The sequence below is a fragment of the Pseudomonas sp. URIL14HWK12:I5 genome (assembly GCF_900176445.1).
Lineage (GTDB): Bacteria > Pseudomonadota > Gammaproteobacteria > Pseudomonadales > Pseudomonadaceae > Aquipseudomonas > Aquipseudomonas monteilii.
In genome coordinates, this window is the sequence record NZ_FWXQ01000002.1 from 114,113 (window position 1) to 130,854 (window position 16,742).

The 16,742-nt window shown below is 62.2% G+C and carries 15 protein-coding genes; 1 reads left to right on the forward strand and 14 read right to left on the reverse strand.

Features of this window, described 5'->3' with window-relative positions:
- Window positions 1-10 precede the first annotated feature (10 nt).
- The 14 genes from nuoL to B9A31_RS05080 all read right to left on the reverse strand — a co-directional run bounded on the left by nuoL (window position 11) and on the right by B9A31_RS05080 (window position 15,408).
- Window positions 11-1,864: an NADH-quinone oxidoreductase subunit L gene (gene nuoL / locus B9A31_RS05015; RefSeq protein WP_084296712.1), complete on the reverse strand. Its 1,854-nt coding sequence runs from the start codon at window positions 1,862-1,864 to the stop codon at window positions 11-13.
- Window positions 1,861-2,169, reverse strand: coding sequence for an NADH-quinone oxidoreductase subunit NuoK (gene nuoK / locus B9A31_RS05020; protein ID WP_003251446.1), 309 nt, complete (start codon window positions 2,167-2,169; stop codon window positions 1,861-1,863). Before nuoK ends, nuoL begins: the two co-directional genes overlap by 4 nt.
- Window positions 2,170-2,172: 3 nt before the next feature.
- Complete coding sequence (gene nuoJ, locus B9A31_RS05025; RefSeq protein ID WP_016711598.1) at window positions 2,173-2,673, reverse strand: NADH-quinone oxidoreductase subunit J; 501 nt, start codon at window positions 2,671-2,673, stop codon at window positions 2,173-2,175.
- 10 nt (window positions 2,674-2,683) lie between these two features.
- Window positions 2,684-3,232, reverse strand: coding sequence for an NADH-quinone oxidoreductase subunit NuoI (gene nuoI / locus B9A31_RS05030; RefSeq protein ID WP_016488223.1), 549 nt, complete (start codon window positions 3,230-3,232; stop codon window positions 2,684-2,686).
- 11 nt (window positions 3,233-3,243) lie between these two features.
- Window positions 3,244-4,251, reverse strand: coding sequence for an NADH-quinone oxidoreductase subunit NuoH (gene nuoH, locus B9A31_RS05035; RefSeq protein ID WP_003251440.1), 1,008 nt, complete (start codon window positions 4,249-4,251; stop codon window positions 3,244-3,246).
- Entirely contained in the window at window positions 4,248-6,962 is a 2,715-nt protein-coding gene (gene nuoG, locus B9A31_RS05040; protein ID WP_016711597.1) for an NADH-quinone oxidoreductase subunit NuoG, read from the reverse strand. The genes nuoH and nuoG overlap by 4 nt, the downstream gene beginning before the upstream one ends.
- A gap of 133 nt (window positions 6,963-7,095) precedes the next feature.
- The gene (gene nuoF, locus B9A31_RS05045) at window positions 7,096-8,475 is read right to left on the reverse strand and encodes an NADH-quinone oxidoreductase subunit NuoF (RefSeq protein WP_019098403.1); all 1,380 of its coding nucleotides are present in this window, start codon (window positions 8,473-8,475) and stop codon (window positions 7,096-7,098) included.
- Entirely contained in the window at window positions 8,472-8,969 is a 498-nt protein-coding gene (nuoE, locus tag B9A31_RS05050) for an NADH-quinone oxidoreductase subunit NuoE (protein ID WP_012273294.1), read from the reverse strand. Before nuoE ends, nuoF begins: the two co-directional genes overlap by 4 nt.
- A gap of 2 nt (window positions 8,970-8,971) precedes the next feature.
- The gene (gene nuoC, locus B9A31_RS05055; protein ID WP_019098402.1) at window positions 8,972-10,753 is read right to left on the reverse strand and encodes an NADH-quinone oxidoreductase subunit C/D; all 1,782 of its coding nucleotides are present in this window, start codon (window positions 10,751-10,753) and stop codon (window positions 8,972-8,974) included.
- Window positions 10,754-10,832: 79 nt separating this feature from the next.
- Window positions 10,833-11,510 carry a NuoB/complex I 20 kDa subunit family protein gene (locus tag B9A31_RS05060; protein ID WP_003251429.1) on the reverse strand — a complete coding sequence of 226 codons (678 nt, stop codon included), beginning with the start codon at window positions 11,508-11,510 and terminating at the stop codon, window positions 10,833-10,835.
- A 10-nt stretch (window positions 11,511-11,520) separates the two neighbouring features.
- Window positions 11,521-11,934 carry an NADH-quinone oxidoreductase subunit A gene (locus B9A31_RS05065; protein ID WP_003251427.1) on the reverse strand — a complete coding sequence of 138 codons (414 nt, stop codon included), beginning with the start codon at window positions 11,932-11,934 and terminating at the stop codon, window positions 11,521-11,523.
- 491 nt (window positions 11,935-12,425) lie between these two features.
- A complete protein-coding gene (locus B9A31_RS27665; protein WP_371104727.1) occupies window positions 12,426-12,584 on the reverse strand; it encodes a hypothetical protein in 159 nt (52 codons plus the stop codon).
- Window positions 12,585-12,855: 271 nt separating this feature from the next.
- Complete coding sequence (aceA, locus tag B9A31_RS05075) at window positions 12,856-14,181, reverse strand: isocitrate lyase (protein ID WP_016711593.1); 1,326 nt, start codon at window positions 14,179-14,181, stop codon at window positions 12,856-12,858.
- Between the two features lie 492 nt (window positions 14,182-14,673).
- Window positions 14,674-15,408, reverse strand: coding sequence for a secretin N-terminal domain-containing protein (locus B9A31_RS05080; RefSeq protein WP_027608764.1), 735 nt, complete (start codon window positions 15,406-15,408; stop codon window positions 14,674-14,676).
- 165 nt (window positions 15,409-15,573) lie between these two features.
- Between B9A31_RS05080 and B9A31_RS05085 the strand changes: the two genes are divergently transcribed.
- Window positions 15,574-16,734, forward strand: coding sequence for an ATP-binding protein (locus B9A31_RS05085; protein ID WP_084296713.1), 1,161 nt, complete (start codon window positions 15,574-15,576; stop codon window positions 16,732-16,734).
- Window positions 16,735-16,742: the final 8 nt, after the last annotated feature.

Consider the following 16,742-nt stretch of genomic DNA (forward strand, 5'->3'; position numbering starts at 1 on the left):
AGATTCATAGTCATACCGCAGCCACTACCACAGCGCCGAGCACCAGCACGGCACCCACGGCGATAGAGGCGGTGTACCAGCGCAGTTGGCCCGTCTCGGTCTTGCTCATGGCGACGTGGCCGCCACGCGCCATCCGAGGAATCAGGCCGATGCTGCGGTCAACCGGGTCCTTGCGCAGGATGTGGCTGATCAGCAGGTACGGTTTGACGAAGAGCTTGTCGTAGATCCAGTCGAAGCCCCAGGCGGCGAACCACCAGGCCGACAGGACGCGGCCGATGCCGCTGTTGGCAACTGCGCTGACGAAGGTGCGCTTGCCCAGGAACAGCAGGGCGGACAGCAGGATACCGGCGATGGCGATGGCACCGGAGGTGATCTCCAACGCGTGCTTGGCTTCGCCACCGGCATGGCCGGCACTTTCAGGCAGCACGCCTGCCAGCGGCGGGTGAATCCAGGCACCGACGGCGGTCGACAGCACGATCAGCACACCCAGCGGCAGCCAGTGGCTGATGCCGTGGCCGGCGTGGGCTTCGGTCTTGGCTTCGCCGTGGAAGGCGATGAAGATCAGGCGGAAGGTGTACAGCGAGGTCATGAACGCACCCACCAGGCCAGCGTACAGCAGGCCGGTGTTACCGCTGGCGAAGGCTTCCCAGAGGATCTCGTCCTTGGAGTAGAAGCCCACGGTCACGATTGGCAGTGCCGCCAGGGCAGCGCCACCGACCACGAAGCTGGCGTAAGCCAGTGGTAGCTTCTTCCACAGGCCGCCCATCTTGAAGATGTTTTGCTCGTGGTGGCAGGCAACGATCACCGCGCCGGAGGCAAGGAACAGCAGGGCCTTGAAGAAGGCGTGGGTCATCAGGTGGAAGATCGCCGCGTCCCAGGCACCGACGCCCAAGGCCAGGAACATGTAGCCGATCTGGCTCATGGTCGAGTAGGCGAGGATACGCTTGATGTCGGTCTGTACCAGCGCGGCGAAGCCGGCCAGCACCAGGGTCACACCGCCGACAACGCCTACCAGGTGCAGGATGCCCGGCGCCAGCAGGAACAGGCCATTGGTACGGGCGATCAGGTACACGCCCGCGGTCACCATGGTCGCGGCGTGGATCAGTGCCGAAACCGGGGTCGGGCCTGCCATTGCGTCGGCGAGCCAGGTCTGCAGTGGCAGCTGGGCCGATTTACCGACCGCACCACCCAGCAGCATCAGGGTTGCCAACACCATCCAGGTGTCGCCCGCCTGGAACTTCTGCGGTGCCAGCACCAGCAGTTCCTGCACGTTCAGGGTACCCAGCTGGGCGAACAGGATGAACAGGCCGATGGCCATGAACACGTCGCCGATACGGGTGACGATGAAGGCCTTGAGTGCCGCGTTACCGTTGTTGCGGTTGCTGTAGTAGAAACCGATCAACAGGTACGAGCACAGGCCCACGCCTTCCCAGCCGAAGTAGATGAACAGCAGGTTATCGCCCAGGATCAGGAACAGCATGCTGGCGATGAACAGGTTGGTGTACGAGAAGAAGCGCGAGTAGCCGGCTTCGCCACGCATGTACCAAGAGGCGAACAGGTGGATCAGGAAGCCCACGCCAGTGACCACGCCCAGCATGGTGACCGACAGGCCGTCCAGGTACAGGGTGAAGTTCGGCGCAAAGCCGTCCACCGACATCCACTGCCACAGCAGCTGGCTGTACGCGCCGCCTTCAGGCGGGGCGACGTTGAATTGCCAGATGACATAGGCGGCGGTGGCGGCCGAAAGGCCCACCGAGCCGACGCCGATCAGGGCGGACAGGTTCTCTGAGAACCGACCGCGCGAGAACGACAGCAGCAGGAAGCCGACGAGGGGGAAGACGAAAGTCAGGAAGAGAAGGTTCATCCGCGCATCTCACTGGCAGCATCGATGTCGAGAGTGTGGAAGCGGCGATACAGTTGCAGCAGGATGGCCAAGCCAATACTGGCCTCGGCGGCTGCCAGGCTGATCACCAGAATGAACATCACCTGGCCGTCGGGCTGGACCCAACGGGCACCGGCGACGACGAACGCCAGGGCAGAGGCGTTCATCATGACTTCCAGGCTCATGAGCACGAAGAGGATGTTGCGGCGGACCATCAGGCCAACCAGACCTAAGCAGAACAGGATGCCGGCGACTGCCAGACCGTGCTCGAGAGGGATAGCACCCATGATTTACTCCTTCGCCTCGTTGCGGCCCAGGTGGAAGGCGGTGACGGCTGCAGCCAGCAGCAGCATCGAAGCCAGTTCGACCACCAGCAGGTAAGGGCCGAACAGGCTGATACCCACTGCTTTCGGGCCCACGGTGGTACCACTGATGCCAGCGCCGCTCGGGGTGACGAACAGCACGTACAGCAGCTCTGCCAGCAGCAGGGCGCCGAGGATCACTGGCCCGACCCAGATGCCGGGCTTGAGCCAGCCCCGTTCCTGGGCGACCGAAGCCGGCCCCAGGTTGAGCATCATCACCACGAACACGAACAGCACCATGATGGCGCCGGCGTAGGCGATCACTTCCAGGGCGCCGGCGAACGGCGCACCCAGGGAGAAGAAGATCATGGCCACGGAAATCAGCGAAATGATCAGGTAAAGCAAGGCGTGCACGGGGTTGGTACCGGTCACCACCCGAAGGGTGGAGACCACGGCGATCCCGGATGCGAAGTAGAAAGCGAATTCCATCTTTCTGTCCTTATGGGAGCAAGCTCTTCACGTTGATCGGCTCGGCTTCGTTCTGCGCAGCGCCTTTCGGCTTGCCAGCGATGGCCATACCCGCAACACGGTAGAAGTTGTAGTCAGGGTTTTTGCCGGGGCCGGAGATCAGCAGATCTTCTTTCTCGTACACCAGGTCCTGACGCTTGAACTCGGCCATTTCGAAATCCGGCGTCAGCTGGATCGCGGTGGTCGGGCACGCTTCTTCACACAGGCCGCAGAAAATGCAACGCGAGAAGTTGATGCGGAAGAATTCCGGGTACCAACGGCCGTCCTCGGTCTCGGCTTTCTGCAGCGAGATGCAGCCAACCGGGCAGGCCACCGCGCAGAGGTTGCACGCTACGCAGCGCTCCTCGCCATCGGGGTCGCGGGTGAGGACGATGCGGCCGCGGTAGCGCGGCGGCAGGTACACGGGTTCTTCGGGGTATTGCAGGGTGTCGCGCTTGCGGAACCCGTGGGAGAACACCATGGCCAGGCTGCGCAGCTGTGTGCCGGTGCCCTTAACGATGTCGCCGATATACTTGAACATGGGTCAAATCCTCACTGGGCCGCGACGGCTGGCGTGTTGTAGAGCACGATCGCAGCGGTCACCAGCAAATTGATCAGGGTCAGCGGCAGGCAGAACTTCCAGCTGAAGTCCATCACCTGGTCATAGCGTGGGCGCGGGATCGAGGCGCGCAGCAGGATGAACAGCATGATGAAGAACGCGGTCTTCAGCGCGAACCACAGGAACGACAGTTGCGGCAGGATGCCGAACGGGCCGTGCCAGCCGCCGAAGAACAGGGTTACCAGCAGCGCCGAGATGAGGATGATGCCGATGTACTCACCGACGAAGAACATGCCCCATTTCATGCCGGCATACTCGATGTGGTAACCGTCGGCCAGTTCCTGTTCTGCTTCTGGCTGGTCGAACGGGTGACGGTGGGTCACGGCGACGCCAGCGATGAAGAAGGTGCAGAAGCCGAAGAACTGCGGAATGATGAACCACAGGTTCTGGGCCTGGTATTCAACGATGTCGCGCATGTTGAACGAGCCCACCTGCACCACCACGCCCATCAGCGCCAGGCCCAGGAACACTTCGTACGACACGGTCTGTGCCGAAGCACGCAAGCTGCCCAGCAGGGCGTACTTGTTGTTCGACGACCAGCCGGCGAACAGCACCGCGTAGACCGACAGGCCGGCCATGGCGAAGAAGAACAGCAGGCCGATGTTCAGGTCGGCAACGCCCCAGGTCGGGGTGATCGGGATGACCACGAAGGCAATGAGCAGGGCGCTCATGGCCACGACCGGTGCCAGGGTGAAGATGACGCGGTCGACGAAAGGTGGGTTCCAGTCTTCCTTGAAGAACATCTTCAGCATGTCGGCTGCGATCTGGAACATACCGAACGGGCCTACGCGGTTCGGGCCGTAACGGTCCTGCCACCAGCCCAGCAGGCGGCGCTCGACGAAGCTGAGCAGCGCGCCGCAGACCACTACCGCCAGCAGGACCACGATGGCCCGCAGCACGGTGAGGATCACGTCGATTACTTCGGGGGTGAACCAGCTCATTGTGCTGCCTCCTGCAGACCTTCGACGGATGCACCGAAGATGGCAGGCGGAATGCCGGCCAGGCCTTTCGGCAACGCGACCAGGCCTGCGCCCAGCTCTTCATTGATGCGCAGCGGCAGGCGCAGGGCCACACCGGCCACGTTCAGGCTCAGCAGGGCACCGTCGTTGACGCCCAGGCGGTCGGCTTCGGACTTGGCCAGGGCCACGTAGGCTGCCGGGATGCGCTCTTGCACCGGGGCGGCGCGCGAGGAGCTTTCTTCGCTGCCGAACAGGTGGAAGAACGGCACAGCGGTCCAGGTACCACGGGCCGGGTTGAAGGCCCCCGGAATGGCGGTGAACCAGTTCAGGCGGTCGCCTTGCGACTCGATCAGGCGCACGCCCGGGTCACCGGCACGCAGGTGGCCACCGACTTCATCCTGAAACTTGTTCCAGGCTTGCGGCGAGTTCCAGCCCGGGGACCAGGCGAATGGCACCTGTTGGCGCGGTTCGGCGGAGCCCGAGTAGCCTTCCATGGAGAAGGCGAACGCGGTGTCCTTGTCTTGCGGGGTGCGCGGTTCGTGCACGCTGATGTTGGCGCGCATGGCGGTGCGGCCAGAGTAGCGCAGCGGCTCACGGGCCAGCTTCATGCCCTTGATGCGGAACGCGGCGCTTGGGGCGGCGTTGACGATGCCGGCCAGTTGCGGGGCAGCTTCGGCGCAGGCACTGGTGACGTGGTCCAGTTGGGTCCAGTCGACCGGCTTGTTCAGCAGGGTGGCACGCAGGGCGTGCATCCAGCGCCAGCCTTCGTGGATCTGGATGCTGCTGTCCAGGTATTGCGGGTCGAACACCTGGAAGAAGCGCTGGGCACGGCCTTCCTGGCTGACCAGGGTGCCGTCGCCTTCGGCGAACGAGGCAGCCGGCAGCACCAGGTGGGCGCGGTCGACCGTCGGGGTTTTCGAGTGGTCGGCAACGATCACCACCTTGGCCGCAGCCAGGGCTGCGTCGACCTTGGCGGCCGGTACGCGGGCGTACAGGTCGTTTTCCAGCACGACAATGGCGTCGGCCTTGCCGCTGATGACGGCGTCCAGCGCAGCATCGACGGACTCGCCACCGAGCATGGCCAGGCCGATGCTGTTGGCTTCAGGCACCACCAGGCTCAGCGAGCCGTTCTTCTCGCGCAGCTTCAGGGCCTTGGCGATGTTGGCGGCAGCTTCGATCAGCGCCGGGTCGGCCAGGGACGTACCGGCGACCACCAGTGGGCGCTTGGCAGCGACCAGGGCGTCGGCGATGCGCTGGGCCAGGGCCTTGGCTTCGTCGTCCAGGCCAGCAACGGCAGGTGCGCTCGGGTCGATGGCGTGGGCCACGGCGAAGCCGATGCGGGCCAGGTCGGCCGGGGCGGCGTGTACGCACTCTTCGGCAACGTCGTCCAGCTTGGTTTCAGCCAGGGAGGCGATGAACAGTGGGTACAGCGCGTGCTGGCCAATGTTCTTCACGGCGGCGTCGAGCCACGGCTGCACTTTCATGGCTTCGGCCATGGCCTCGGCCTTGCCTTTGGTGGCCTGGCGCACGGACAGGGCAACGCGGGCAGCGGTCTGGGTCAGGTCTTCACCGAGCACGAACACCGCGTCGTGGTCTTCGATGTCGCGCAGGGTCGGCACTGGCAGCGGGCTGTTGTTCAGCACGTTCAGGGCCAGGCGCACGCGGGCCAGCTCGCCGGCTTCCATACCCGAGTAGAAGTAGTCGGCGCCGACCAGCTCACGCAGGCCGTAGTTGCTTTCCAGGCTGGCGCGTGGCGAGCCGATGCCGACGATGGTGCGGCCGCGCAGCAGGTCGGCGGCTTTGTCCAGGGCAGCGTCAAGGCCCAGCTTGGTGCCGTCGGCCAGTTGCGGCTGGCGTGGGCGGTCCTTGCGGTTGACGTAGCCGTAACCGAAGCGGCCACGGTCGCACAGGAAGTACTGGTTGACCGAACCGTTGAAGCGGTTTTCGATGCGGCGCAGTTCGCCGTAACGCTCACCCGGGCTGATGTTGCAGCCGCTGGAGCAGCCGTGGCAGATGCTCGGGGCGAACTGCATGTCCCACTTGCGGTTGTAGCGCTCGGAGTGGGTCTTGTCGGTGAACACGCCGGTCGGGCAGACCTCGGTCAGGTTGCCGGAGAATTCGCTTTCCAGCACGCCGTCTTCGACGCGGCCGAAGTACACGTTGTCGTGGGCGCCGTAAACGCCCAGGTCGGTACCACCGGCGTAGTCCTTGTAGTAGCGCACGCAGCGGTAGCAGGCGATGCAGCGGTTCATCTCATGGGCGATGAACGGGCCGAGGTCCTGGTTCTGGTGGGTACGCTTGGTGAAACGGTAGCGGCGCTCGTTGTGGCCGGTCATTACCGTCATGTCCTGCAGGTGGCAGTGACCGCCTTCCTCGCACACCGGGCAGTCGTGCGGGTGGTTGGTCATCAGCCATTCGACGACGCTGGCGCGAAACGCCTTGGACTCTTCATCGTCGATGGAGATCCAGGTGCCGTCGGAGGCAGGGGTCATGCAGGACATGACGATACGACCGCGGGTGTCGTTCTCGTCGGTGTACTGCTTGACCGCGCACTGCCGGCAGGCGCCAACGCTACCAAGCGCCGGGTGCCAGCAGAAATAAGGGATGTCGAGGCCGAGCGACAGACAGGCCTGTAACAGGTTGTCTGCACCGTTGACTTCGAGCGCTTTGCCGTCTACGTGGATAGTGGCCATTGTTCAAAGTTCTTCGTTGGCCCGCGTGAGCGGGCGTGGCTAATGGAAATCGGTGAGCTTGCGGCACGCCACGATTTCTCGGGCCTGCCGGCAAGCTGGCGAGTGGCACGGACCACCCGCCTCAATCATCTTGTTATGCGCCGACCACGCTCGGCCCAGCCTGGATTGGCTTGGCCAGGTTGGGGCGCAGGGCATCGCCAGCAGTAGCTGGAGCGACACCGGCCTCGAACTCGGACCGGAAGTATTTGATGGCACTGCCCAGCGGCTCGACGGCACCGGGTGCGTGAGCACAGAAGGTACGGCCAGGGCCGAGGAAGTTGACCAGGCCCAGCAGCGTCTCGATGTCTTCGGCGCGGCCCTGGCCTTTCTCCAGTGCGCGCAGCATCTTTACGCTCCACGGCAGGCCGTCACGGCAGGGGGTGCACCAGCCGCACGACTCGCGGGCGAAGAACTCTTCCATGTTGCGCAGCAGCGACACCATGTTGATGCTATCGTCCACCGCCATGGCCAGACCGGTACCCATACGGGTGCCGACCTTGGCGATGCCACCGGCGTACATCTGCGCGTCGAGGTGCTCGGGCAGCAGGAAGCCGGTACCGGCGCCGCCTGGCTGCCAGCACTTGAGCTTGAAGCCGTCGCGCATGCCACCGGCGTAGTCTTCGAACAGCTCGCGGGCGGTGACGCCGAACGGCAGTTCCCACAGGCCAGGGTTTTTCACCTTGCCGGAGAAGCCCATCAGCTTGGTGCCGTGGTCTTCGCTGCCTTCACGGGCCAGCGACTTGTACCAGTCGTTGCCGTTGGCGACGATGGCCGGCACGTTGCACAGGGTTTCGACGTTGTTCACGCACGTCGGCTTGCCCCACACGCCCACGGCGGCAGGGAAGGGCGGCTTGGAGCGCGGGTTGGCGCGGCGGCCTTCCAGCGAGTTGATCAGGGCGGTTTCTTCGCCGCAGATGTAGCGGCCGGCACCGGTGTGCACGAACAGCTCGAAATCGAAACCGCTGCCCAGGATGTTCTTGCCCAGCAGGCCTGCAGCCTTGGCTTCATCGATGGCGCGGTTGAGGTTTTTCGCTGCGGTGGTGTACTCGCCACGCAGGAAGATGTAGCCGCGGTAGGCCTTCAGGGCGCGGGCGCTGATCAGCATGCCCTCGACCAGCAGATGGGGCTGTTGCTCCATCAGCATGCGGTCCTTCCAGGTGTTCGGCTCCATTTCGTCCGCGTTGCACAGCAGGTAGCGGATGTTCATGGACTCGTCTTTGGGCATCAGGCCCCACTTCACGCCAGTGGGGAAGCCTGCACCACCACGGCCCTTGAGGCCGGAGTCCTTGACGCTTTGCACGATGTCGTCGGCCGACATCTGCGCCAGCGCTTTGCGCGCTGCGGCATAGCCGTTCTTGGACTCGTACTCGGCCAGCCATACCGGTTCGCCGTCGTCACGCAGGCGCCAGGTCAGCGGGTGGGTTTCGGCGGTACGCGCAATGCGGTTGGCCGGGCCGAAGGAAGTCATGGTCATACGTAACCCTCCAGCAGTTTGGTAACGCCAGCCGGCTGTACGTCGCCAAAGGTGTCGTCGTCGATCATCAGTGCCGGGGCCTTGTCGCAGTTGCCCAGGCAGCATACGGGCAGCAGGGTGAAGCGGCCGTCGGCGGTGGTCTGGCCAAGGCCGATGCCCAGCTCGCTCTGGATCTGGCTGACCACGGACTCATGGCCGCCGATGTAGCAGACCATGCTGTCGCACACGCGGATGATGTGGCGGCCGACCGGCTGACGGAAGATCTGGCTGTAGAAGGTGGCGACACCCTCGACGTCGCTGGCCGGGATGCCCAGCACTTCGCCGATGGCGTGGATGGCGCCGTCCGGCACCCAGCCACGTTCCTTCTGGACGATCTTCAGGGCTTCGATGGACGCCGCGCGCGGGTCCTCGTAGTGATGCATTTCGTGCTCGATGGCCGAGCGCTCGGTTTCGCTCAGGGCGAAACGGTCTGTCTGGATAAGCGTGCTGTTCATGCTTAGCGGTCCACGTCAGCCATAACGAAGTCGATACTGCCCAGGTACGCGATGAGGTCGGCGACCATGCTGCCTTTGATCACCGAAGGGATCTGCTGCAGGTGCGGGTAGCTCGGGGTACGGATCCGGGTGCGGTAGCTCATGGTGCCGCCATCGCTCGTCAGGTAGTAACTGTTGATGCCCTTGGTCGCCTCGATCATCTGGAACGACTCGTTGGCCGGCATGACCGGGCCCCACGAGACTTGCAGGAAGTGCGTGATGAGGGTTTCGATGTGCTGCAGGGTGCGCTCTTTCGGCGGCGGCGTGGTCAGCGGGTGATCCGCCTTGTACGGGCCTTCCGGCATGTTGCGCAGGCACTGGTCGATGATGCGGATACTCTGGCGCATCTCCTCGACACGGACCATGCAGCGATCGTAGGCATCGCCGTTGTGGGCCAGCGGTACTTCGAACTCGAAGTTCTCGTAGCCGGAGTAAGGGCGGGCTTTACGCAGGTCGAAGTCGCAACCGGTGGCACGCAGGCCGGCACCGGTGGTACCCCAGGCCAGGGCTTCCTTGGTGTTGTACGCGGCAACGCCGATGGTACGGCCCTTGAGGATGCTGTTCTGCAGGGCAGCCTTTTCGTACTCGTCGAGGCGCTTGGGCAGCCATTCGACGAAGTCCTTGACCAGCTTGTCCCAACCGCGCGGCAGGTCGTGGGCGACGCCACCGATACGGTACCAGGCCGGGTGCAGGCGGAAACCGGTGATCGCTTCGATCACGGTGTAGGCGCGCTGGCGGTCGGTGAAGGTGAAGAACACCGGGGTCATGGCGCCGACGTCCTGGATGTAGGTACCCAGGAACAGCAGGTGGCTGGTGATGCGGAAGAACTCGGCGAGCATGATGCGAATCACGTCGACTTTCTGCGGCACCTTGATACCGGCCAGCTTCTCGACCGCGAGCACGTACGGCAGGTTGTTCATCACCCCGCCGAGGTAGTCGATACGGTCGGTGTAGGGGATGAAGCTGTGCCAGGACTGGCGCTCGGCCATTTTTTCGGCACCACGGTGGTGGTAGCCGATGTCCGGTACGCAGTCGACGATCTCTTCACCGTCCAGCTGCAGGACAATACGGAACGCACCGTGCGCCGAAGGGTGGTTGGGGCCGAGGTTGAGGAACATGTAGTCCTCGTTGGCGCCCTGACGCTTCATGCCCCAGGCTTCCGGGTTGAAGCGTGCCGATTCCTCTTCAAGCTGCTGCTTGGCGAGGGTCAGGCTGTAGGGGTCGAACTCGGTGGCACGGGCCGGGTAGTCCTTGCGCAGCGGGTGGCCTTCCCAGGTGGGCGGCATCATGATGCGGCTGAGGTGCGGGTGGCCGGCGAAGTCGATGCCGAACATGTCCCAGACTTCACGCTCGTACCAGTTGGCGTTTGGCCAGATACCGGTCACGGTCGGCAGGTTCAGGTCGCCTTCGCTCAGCGACACCTTGATCATCACGTCGCTGTTACGCTCGACCGACAGCAGGTGGTAGAACACGCTGAAGTCGGCAGCTGGCAGGCCACGGCGCTGAGTGCGCAGACGTTCGTCGACGCCGTGCAGGTCGTACAGCATGCTGTACGGCTTGGCCACGCCACGCAGGAAGCTGAGCACCTCTTTGAGTTGGGCGCGCTTGACCCACAGCACGGGCATGCCGGTGCGGGTTTCCTGGGCGACGAATGCTTCGGCGCCAAAACGGTTGTTCAGTTCGACGACCACATCCTGGTCGTCAGCCTTGTAGGGCGGAATGAAAATAGCGTTGTCCGCTGTCATGGTCTCGGTCGCTTTGGGTCAACGTTAAGAATGAAGCCAGGCCGCCGGCTCCTTCGGGAGCGGGCGGCAGGTCGCTGGATCAGACTTCGTCGGGGCTGCGCAGGTTGGTTACTGCAATGCGCTGCTCACGACGCAGGTCTTTCTGGGCTGGCATCTCGGCACGGTAAATACCTTGATCACCAACAACCCAGGAAAGCGGGCGTCGTTCTTGGCCGATCGACTCCTGCAACAGCATCAAGCCTTGCAGGAAAGCCTCAGGGCGTGGCGGGCAGCCAGGCACATAGACGTCCACGGGGAGGAACTTGTCGACCCCCTGAACGACCGAGTAAATGTCGTACATGCCACCGGAGTTGGCGCACGACCCCATGGAGATGACCCACTTGGGCTCGAGCATCTGCTCGTACAGGCGCTGGATGATCGGCGCCATTTTGACGAAGCAGGTACCGGCGATGACCATGAAGTCGGCCTGACGCGGCGATGCCCGGATGACTTCGGCGCCGAAGCGGGCGATGTCGTGGGGTGCCGTGAAGGCCGTGGTCATTTCCACGTAGCAGCAGGACAGGCCGAAGTTGTACGGCCAGAGGGAGTTCTTGCGACCCCAGTTGACCGCGCCACGCAGCACATCTTCAAGTTTGCCCATGAAGATGTTCTTGTGGACCTGGTCCTCCAGCAGTTGGTCGGTGACGGTTTCCCGTTCACCTACCGGGTACTGCTCGTTGGGCGCATCCGGATCGATTCTGGTGAGATTGTATTGCATTGCCAAAGCCTCATTGTTTCAGCTTCGCTTGCCGCTTGCGGCGACCTTCGGGAGCCCAATCAAGAGCACCGACGCGCCATAGGTAGACAAGACCTGCCAACAGAATTGCTATGAAAACGAGAGCTTCGACGAACCCGGTCCAGCCGCTTTCGCGGACGGACACAGACCATGCAAAGAGAAAGAGGGCTTCGATATCGAAGATCACGAACAGCATCGCGACCAGATAGAATTTGGCGGACAGGCGCAGGCGGGCGCTGCCGACGGGCAGCATGCCGGATTCGAAGGGTTCGTTCTTGGCGCGGCCCCAGGCCTTGCTACCGAGCAGGCTGGACAGGCCGAGCATGAAGGCACACAGGCCGACGACACCCAGGAGGAAGATGGCAAAGCCCCAGTTGTGGGCGATGAGTCCTGCCGAATCGGACATGCTAGAGATCCTTATACAGAGACCCAGCTCTGCAGTCTGAAATAAGTAAAGCGGCGACGTGGTGTCGCAGGTGCAGTGACCAAATGTCGCAGCTGAATCAATCGCGCTGATTTTATGGGTAAACCCGGTGCAAGTAAAATTTCCGTTGCAAATTTATTCGTAGGATTTAGAACAAAACTCGCTCCTAACTGGCTGAAAGCCTTGAAATTCGGGCATTGCGTGCTGTTTTGTTAATTATGTTTCTTGCGAGTGGTAACGAATTATAATTTTCGTAATGATAATTAATATCATTTGACCTGATGCCTTCTAATTTGGCTGTTCTGCGCCTTGCAAAGTTCATCTGGCGATTCCCCCTACTTGCAAATGCGAAAGGCTCTTGTTCTAGCAGCTTCCGGCGCTTCGTGCACCGCTCTGGGTCAATACTTTATCGATTGAGCGATGACCGACTGATGAAGCGATCGCCCACTGACCGAGCCAGTAGGTCAGGATGATCAGGTAGGGCGCGGCGCGGCGCTGTGCAGCCAAGCGATCAGGGTCGGCCCAGGGATGGGCTTGGTCGGCAGGGCAAGCAGGGGCTTGTCGCTGGACAGTGCATATATATAGAGGGCGGCGGCCAGGGCGAGAATGATCAGGTGGCTTGGACGAGGCATGGGCGGTCCTTGCTGCTGTGCTGCCTGAAGCATAGACCTGATCCTGGGTTTTGCTGGTGATGCATTTGGATTGTGTGAGGGCTGCCATGGGCTTGGCGAAAGGAATGTGGCGCCTGTGAATTCGAGCGCCGCGCGGGCGGCGCTCGGTATCACGGGCGTTGAAGATGCTGTGGCGAACACCTCCCAGCCCAGAAACATTTTCAAAGGCTTCTGAAAATAAAGGCCCGGAGCTTTCGCAGGCTCCGGGCCTTCGTTCAGCAGCACCCCACTATCAGTGGAACTGCTCTTCCTCGGTCGAACCGGTCAGTGCAGTCACCGACGATGCGCCACCCTGAATCACGGTGGTCATGTCGTCGAAGTAGCCAGTGCCCACTTCCTGCTGGTGCGCCACGAAGGTGTAGCCTTTGCTGGCGTCCGCGAATTCCTGCTCTTGCAGCTTTACGTAGGCGGTCATGTCGTTGCGGGCGTAGTCGTGCGCCAGGTTGAACATGCCGTGCCACATGTTGTGAATGCCAGCCAGGGTGATGAACTGGTGCTTGTAGCCCATGGCCGACAGCTCGCGCTGGAACTTGGCGATGGTCGCGTCGTCCAGGTTCTTCTTCCAGTTGAACGAAGGCGAGCAGTTGTACGACAGGATCTGGTCAGGGTATTCCTTCTTGATCGCTTCGGCGAAGCGGCGGGCTTCGTCCAGGTCTGGCTTGGCGGTTTCGCACCAGATCAGGTCGGCGTACGGCGCATAGGCCAGGCCGCGGGCGATGGCCTGGTCGAGGCCGGCGCGTACCTTGTAGAAGCCTTCACGGGTACGCTCGCCGATCACGAACGGCTGGTCGTACGGGTCGCAGTCGCTGGTCAGCAGGTCGGCGGCGTTGGCGTCGGTGCGGGCCAGGATGATGGTAGGCACGCCCGACACGTCGGCTGCCAGGCGCGCGGCCACCAGCTTCTGGACGGCTTCCTGGGTCGGTACCAATACCTTGCCACCCATGTGACCACATTTTTTGACCGAGGCCAGCTGGTCTTCGAAGTGCACGCCGGCGGCGCCTGCTTCGATCATGTTCTTCATCAGTTCGTAGGCGTTCAGTACGCCACCGAAACCGGCTTCGGCGTCAGCCACGATGGGCGCGAAGTAGTCGATGTAGCCATCGTCGCCCGGGTTCTTGCCGGCTTTCCACTGGATCTGGTCGGCGCGGCGGAAGGCGTTGTTGATGCGCTTGACCACGGTCGGTACCGAATCGACCGGGTACAGCGACTGGTCAGGGTACATGGACTCGGCCGAGTTGTTGTCGGCGGCTACTTGCCAGCCGGACAGGTAGATGGCCTGGATGCCGGCTTTTACCTGTTGCACTGCCTGGCCGCCGGTGAGGGCGCCCATGCAGTTCACGAAATCTTTTTCTGGGCGGAAGGACGGGTGGGCACCTTCGGTGACCAGCTTCCACAGTTTTTCTGCGCCTTGGCGAGCAAAGGTGTGCTCCGGCTGGATGGAGCCACGCAGGCGAACGACATCGGCGGCGGAGTAGGTACGGGTCACGCCTTTCCAGCGCGGGTTCTCGGCCCAGTCTTTCTCGAGGGCTGCAATTTGCTGTTCGCGTGTCAGTGCCATGGAAATAAACCTCGTCGCATCGATCTTGGGTTAATTGTGCTGATGCCCGGGTGCAGATCAGGGTGCCTGGCGGCTGTCCTGTTCTAGAGAGTGCGGCGGCGAACGCGAAGGCTCGAAGGGGGAAGGGGGGCAGGCCAGGCGAAGGTGTGCTCCGGCAGGTCGGCTCGTGGTTGCCTTGCTGCGGTGCTACGCGATTGCCAGTACTGCGGTGATGCGCTTCCGTCCCTCGGGACAACTTCTTCGTTGCAGTCGCAATCCCGTCGAACCGCCTTGTGGGCCGTATAGACACGAGACGCCTCCAGGGGTGGGAGGAGCGCGCCTCGAAGGCCCTTGCCAGGGCCCCTGATTAGCGGGAGCGAGGCCATCATGCCCTTGGGAAAAAGACCCTGTCAAATGTTTTGTAGTGGTTTTTTTCACTTACTACATCTTTGGTCTAATGCGACTTGGCAGTCAGTTTCAAGGCCTTTGGTCGAGGCCTTGAATTGCCTGGGATCAGTCGAGAAGGTCGACTTTGACGCGCAAAGTCATGTTTTCACCCCGTTGGGTGCTGTAACTGTGGCTTGAGGCGCTACGGTCGGCTTGGCTCTGCTGGTTGTAGCCGGCCAGGGTGATCCATTCTCCGAGCTTGCCGGTGATTGTCGTGTCGGTGCTTTGCACTTTCACTACATCAGCACGTTCCTGGCTGATACGGTCATTATTGGTGCTTATTTGCAGACGAACCGTATCGCCACTCAAGCTGGGGGTGACGTAGAAACCCTGGGTCACGTTGCGGTATTCGGTGTTGCTCTGGATGCGCCCGTAGCCGTCGGTACTGGTGCTGGTGATCGGGATGCTCTGGCCAACCTGGATCAGCGCCGGCTGGCCTTCGCTGGCCTGGATCTGTTGCATGCCGCCGTCACGGTTGCTGGTGCCGTAGTGGATAACACGGGCATTGCCCCGGTTGTCCTGGAAATTGCTGTCGTTGTTGTCGACGCTGATCAGCAGGCGTTTGGGTGCGGTGTCCAGTTGTTGCAGCAGGGCGCGCAGGTCGTCGATGCGCTCGGGGCTGGCGTTGACGATCAGCTTGTTCTCGAAGGCGCTGACTGTGCCGTCCTTGCCGACGAATGCCTGCGCCGCAGGCAGCAGTTCGGCGCTGGCGCGGTGCTGCAGAGGCACCACCTCGGTGGCGGCCTGGGCGACGAGGCTGGTAACCAGCAGCAGGGTGGTGAAAAGGGGGCGTAGCGGCATGTCCATGATCTCCGCGGGGGGAATCAACATGATGGCAAATTTGTCGGGGATTTGCCGGCCATGGATCACAAGCGCCGCAGTGGAGGGAAATGCGGAAATGTGATTTATCTTGCTTTATCTTGTAAGCTATAAATTATAGTCATCAAGATAATTGAGGATAAAGCCATGTCTCCGATCCGCCCGCTCCTGCGTCGCGACCAATTGGCCAAGGCCCTGGCCAAAGACCTGGCTGGCGAGTCGCTGGTCGACTACAGTTCGGGCATGTTCCTTGCCGCACCAAGGCGTACAGGGAAAAGTACCTTTCTCAATAACGACTTCATCCCTGAGTGCGTGCGTCTGGGCTGGCTGCCGGTTTACGTCGACCTCTGGTCGGACCGTAATGCGGATCCGGCCGAGCTCATCAGTGGTGCGATCGGTGCAGCGCTGGCTAGCTTTGAAGGCGCGCTGACGAAAACTGCGAAAAAGGCCGGTATCGACAAGATCAACCTGCTGCGCACCCTCAGCTGGGATTTCACTCGGCCTCAACTACCGTCGGGCACTACCCTCGCTCAGGCACTTGCTGTATTGCACCAAGTGTCGGGCCAGATGGTTGTGCTGATCATCGATGAGGCCCAGCATGCCCTCAACAGCGAAGATGGCCTTAACGCGATGTTCGCCCTCAAGGCTGCGCGTGACAACCTGAACCGTGGTGATCGCCCGGATGGCCTGCGGCTGGTGTTCACTGGCTCCAGCCGGGACAAGTTGGCCAACTTGATGCTCAAAAGCAAGCAGCCGTTCTTCGGCGCCAGTATCACGCCATTCCCGTTGTTGGGGGGTGAATATGTCGAGTTCATCACTGCGCTGTGGAATCGGCGCCTGGCAGACAGTAATCAATTCAAGGTTGATGACCTGGCGTACGCTTTTGAGCGGGTGGGGCGGCGCCCGGAAATGCTCAACAAATTACTGGCCGAGGTCAGCGTTGGTCTGGGAGAAGCGGGCAATTTGGGCGAACTTCTGCGCACCGGGGCGCTCAATCATCAGGCTGGCGTGTGGAGCGACTACGAAAGTGCCTGGAACGAACTCTCACCCTTGCAGCAAGCGGTGCTTGAGGTCATCGCCGAGCGCACGCTAGGCCGCCAACCGTTTTCGCCATTTACCGAGCAGACTTTGGTCGAGGTAAGTCGCAAGCTGGAGCAGGCTCAGGCAGAGGTCATCGCCAGCACGCCTAACGTACAGAAAGCGCTGGATGCTTTGCGCGAGAAGGAACTGGTATGGAAAGCCAATCGTGGTGAGTATGCGCTGGAGGATGCCGCCATGGCCGAGTGGCTGACCCGCGCTGCGCGCTAGCGGCCTTC

Excerpts from the sequence above, each read along its gene's own strand:
- nuoE (WP_012273294.1), bottom strand. The coding sequence starts at position 8,969 with ATGAACAGCACGCTTATCCAGACAGACCGTTTCGCCCTGAGCGAAACC.
- B9A31_RS05065 (WP_003251427.1), bottom strand. The coding sequence starts at position 11,934 with ATGTCCGATTCGGCAGGACTCATCGCCCACAACTGGGGCTTTGCCATC.
- nuoC (WP_019098402.1), bottom strand. The coding sequence starts at position 10,753 with ATGACAGCGGACAACGCTATTTTCATTCCGCCCTACAAGGCTGACGAC.
- nuoG (WP_016711597.1), bottom strand. The coding sequence starts at position 6,962 with ATGGCCACTATCCACGTAGACGGCAAAGCGCTCGAAGTCAACGGTGCA.
- nuoI (WP_016488223.1), bottom strand. The coding sequence starts at position 3,232 with ATGTTCAAGTATATCGGCGACATCGTTAAGGGCACCGGCACACAGCTG.
- B9A31_RS27665 (WP_371104727.1), bottom strand. The coding sequence starts at position 12,584 with ATGCCTCGTCCAAGCCACCTGATCATTCTCGCCCTGGCCGCCGCCCTC.
- B9A31_RS05060 (WP_003251429.1), bottom strand. The coding sequence starts at position 11,510 with ATGCAATACAATCTCACCAGAATCGATCCGGATGCGCCCAACGAGCAG.
- aceA (WP_016711593.1), bottom strand. The coding sequence starts at position 14,181 with ATGGCACTGACACGCGAACAGCAAATTGCAGCCCTCGAGAAAGACTGG.
- nuoL (WP_084296712.1), bottom strand. The coding sequence starts at position 1,864 with ATGAACCTTCTCTTCCTGACTTTCGTCTTCCCCCTCGTCGGCTTCCTG.
- nuoH (WP_003251440.1), bottom strand. The coding sequence starts at position 4,251 with ATGAGCTGGTTCACCCCCGAAGTAATCGACGTGATCCTCACCGTGCTG.
- nuoF (WP_019098403.1), bottom strand. The coding sequence starts at position 8,475 with ATGACCATGACTTCCTTCGGCCCGGCCAACCGCATTGCGCGTACCGCC.
- B9A31_RS05080 (WP_027608764.1), bottom strand. The coding sequence starts at position 15,408 with ATGCCGCTACGCCCCCTTTTCACCACCCTGCTGCTGGTTACCAGCCTC.
- B9A31_RS05085 (WP_084296713.1), top strand. The coding sequence starts at position 15,574 with ATGTCTCCGATCCGCCCGCTCCTGCGTCGCGACCAATTGGCCAAGGCC.
- nuoK (WP_003251446.1), bottom strand. The coding sequence starts at position 2,169 with ATGGGTGCTATCCCTCTCGAGCACGGTCTGGCAGTCGCCGGCATCCTG.
- nuoJ (WP_016711598.1), bottom strand. The coding sequence starts at position 2,673 with ATGGAATTCGCTTTCTACTTCGCATCCGGGATCGCCGTGGTCTCCACC.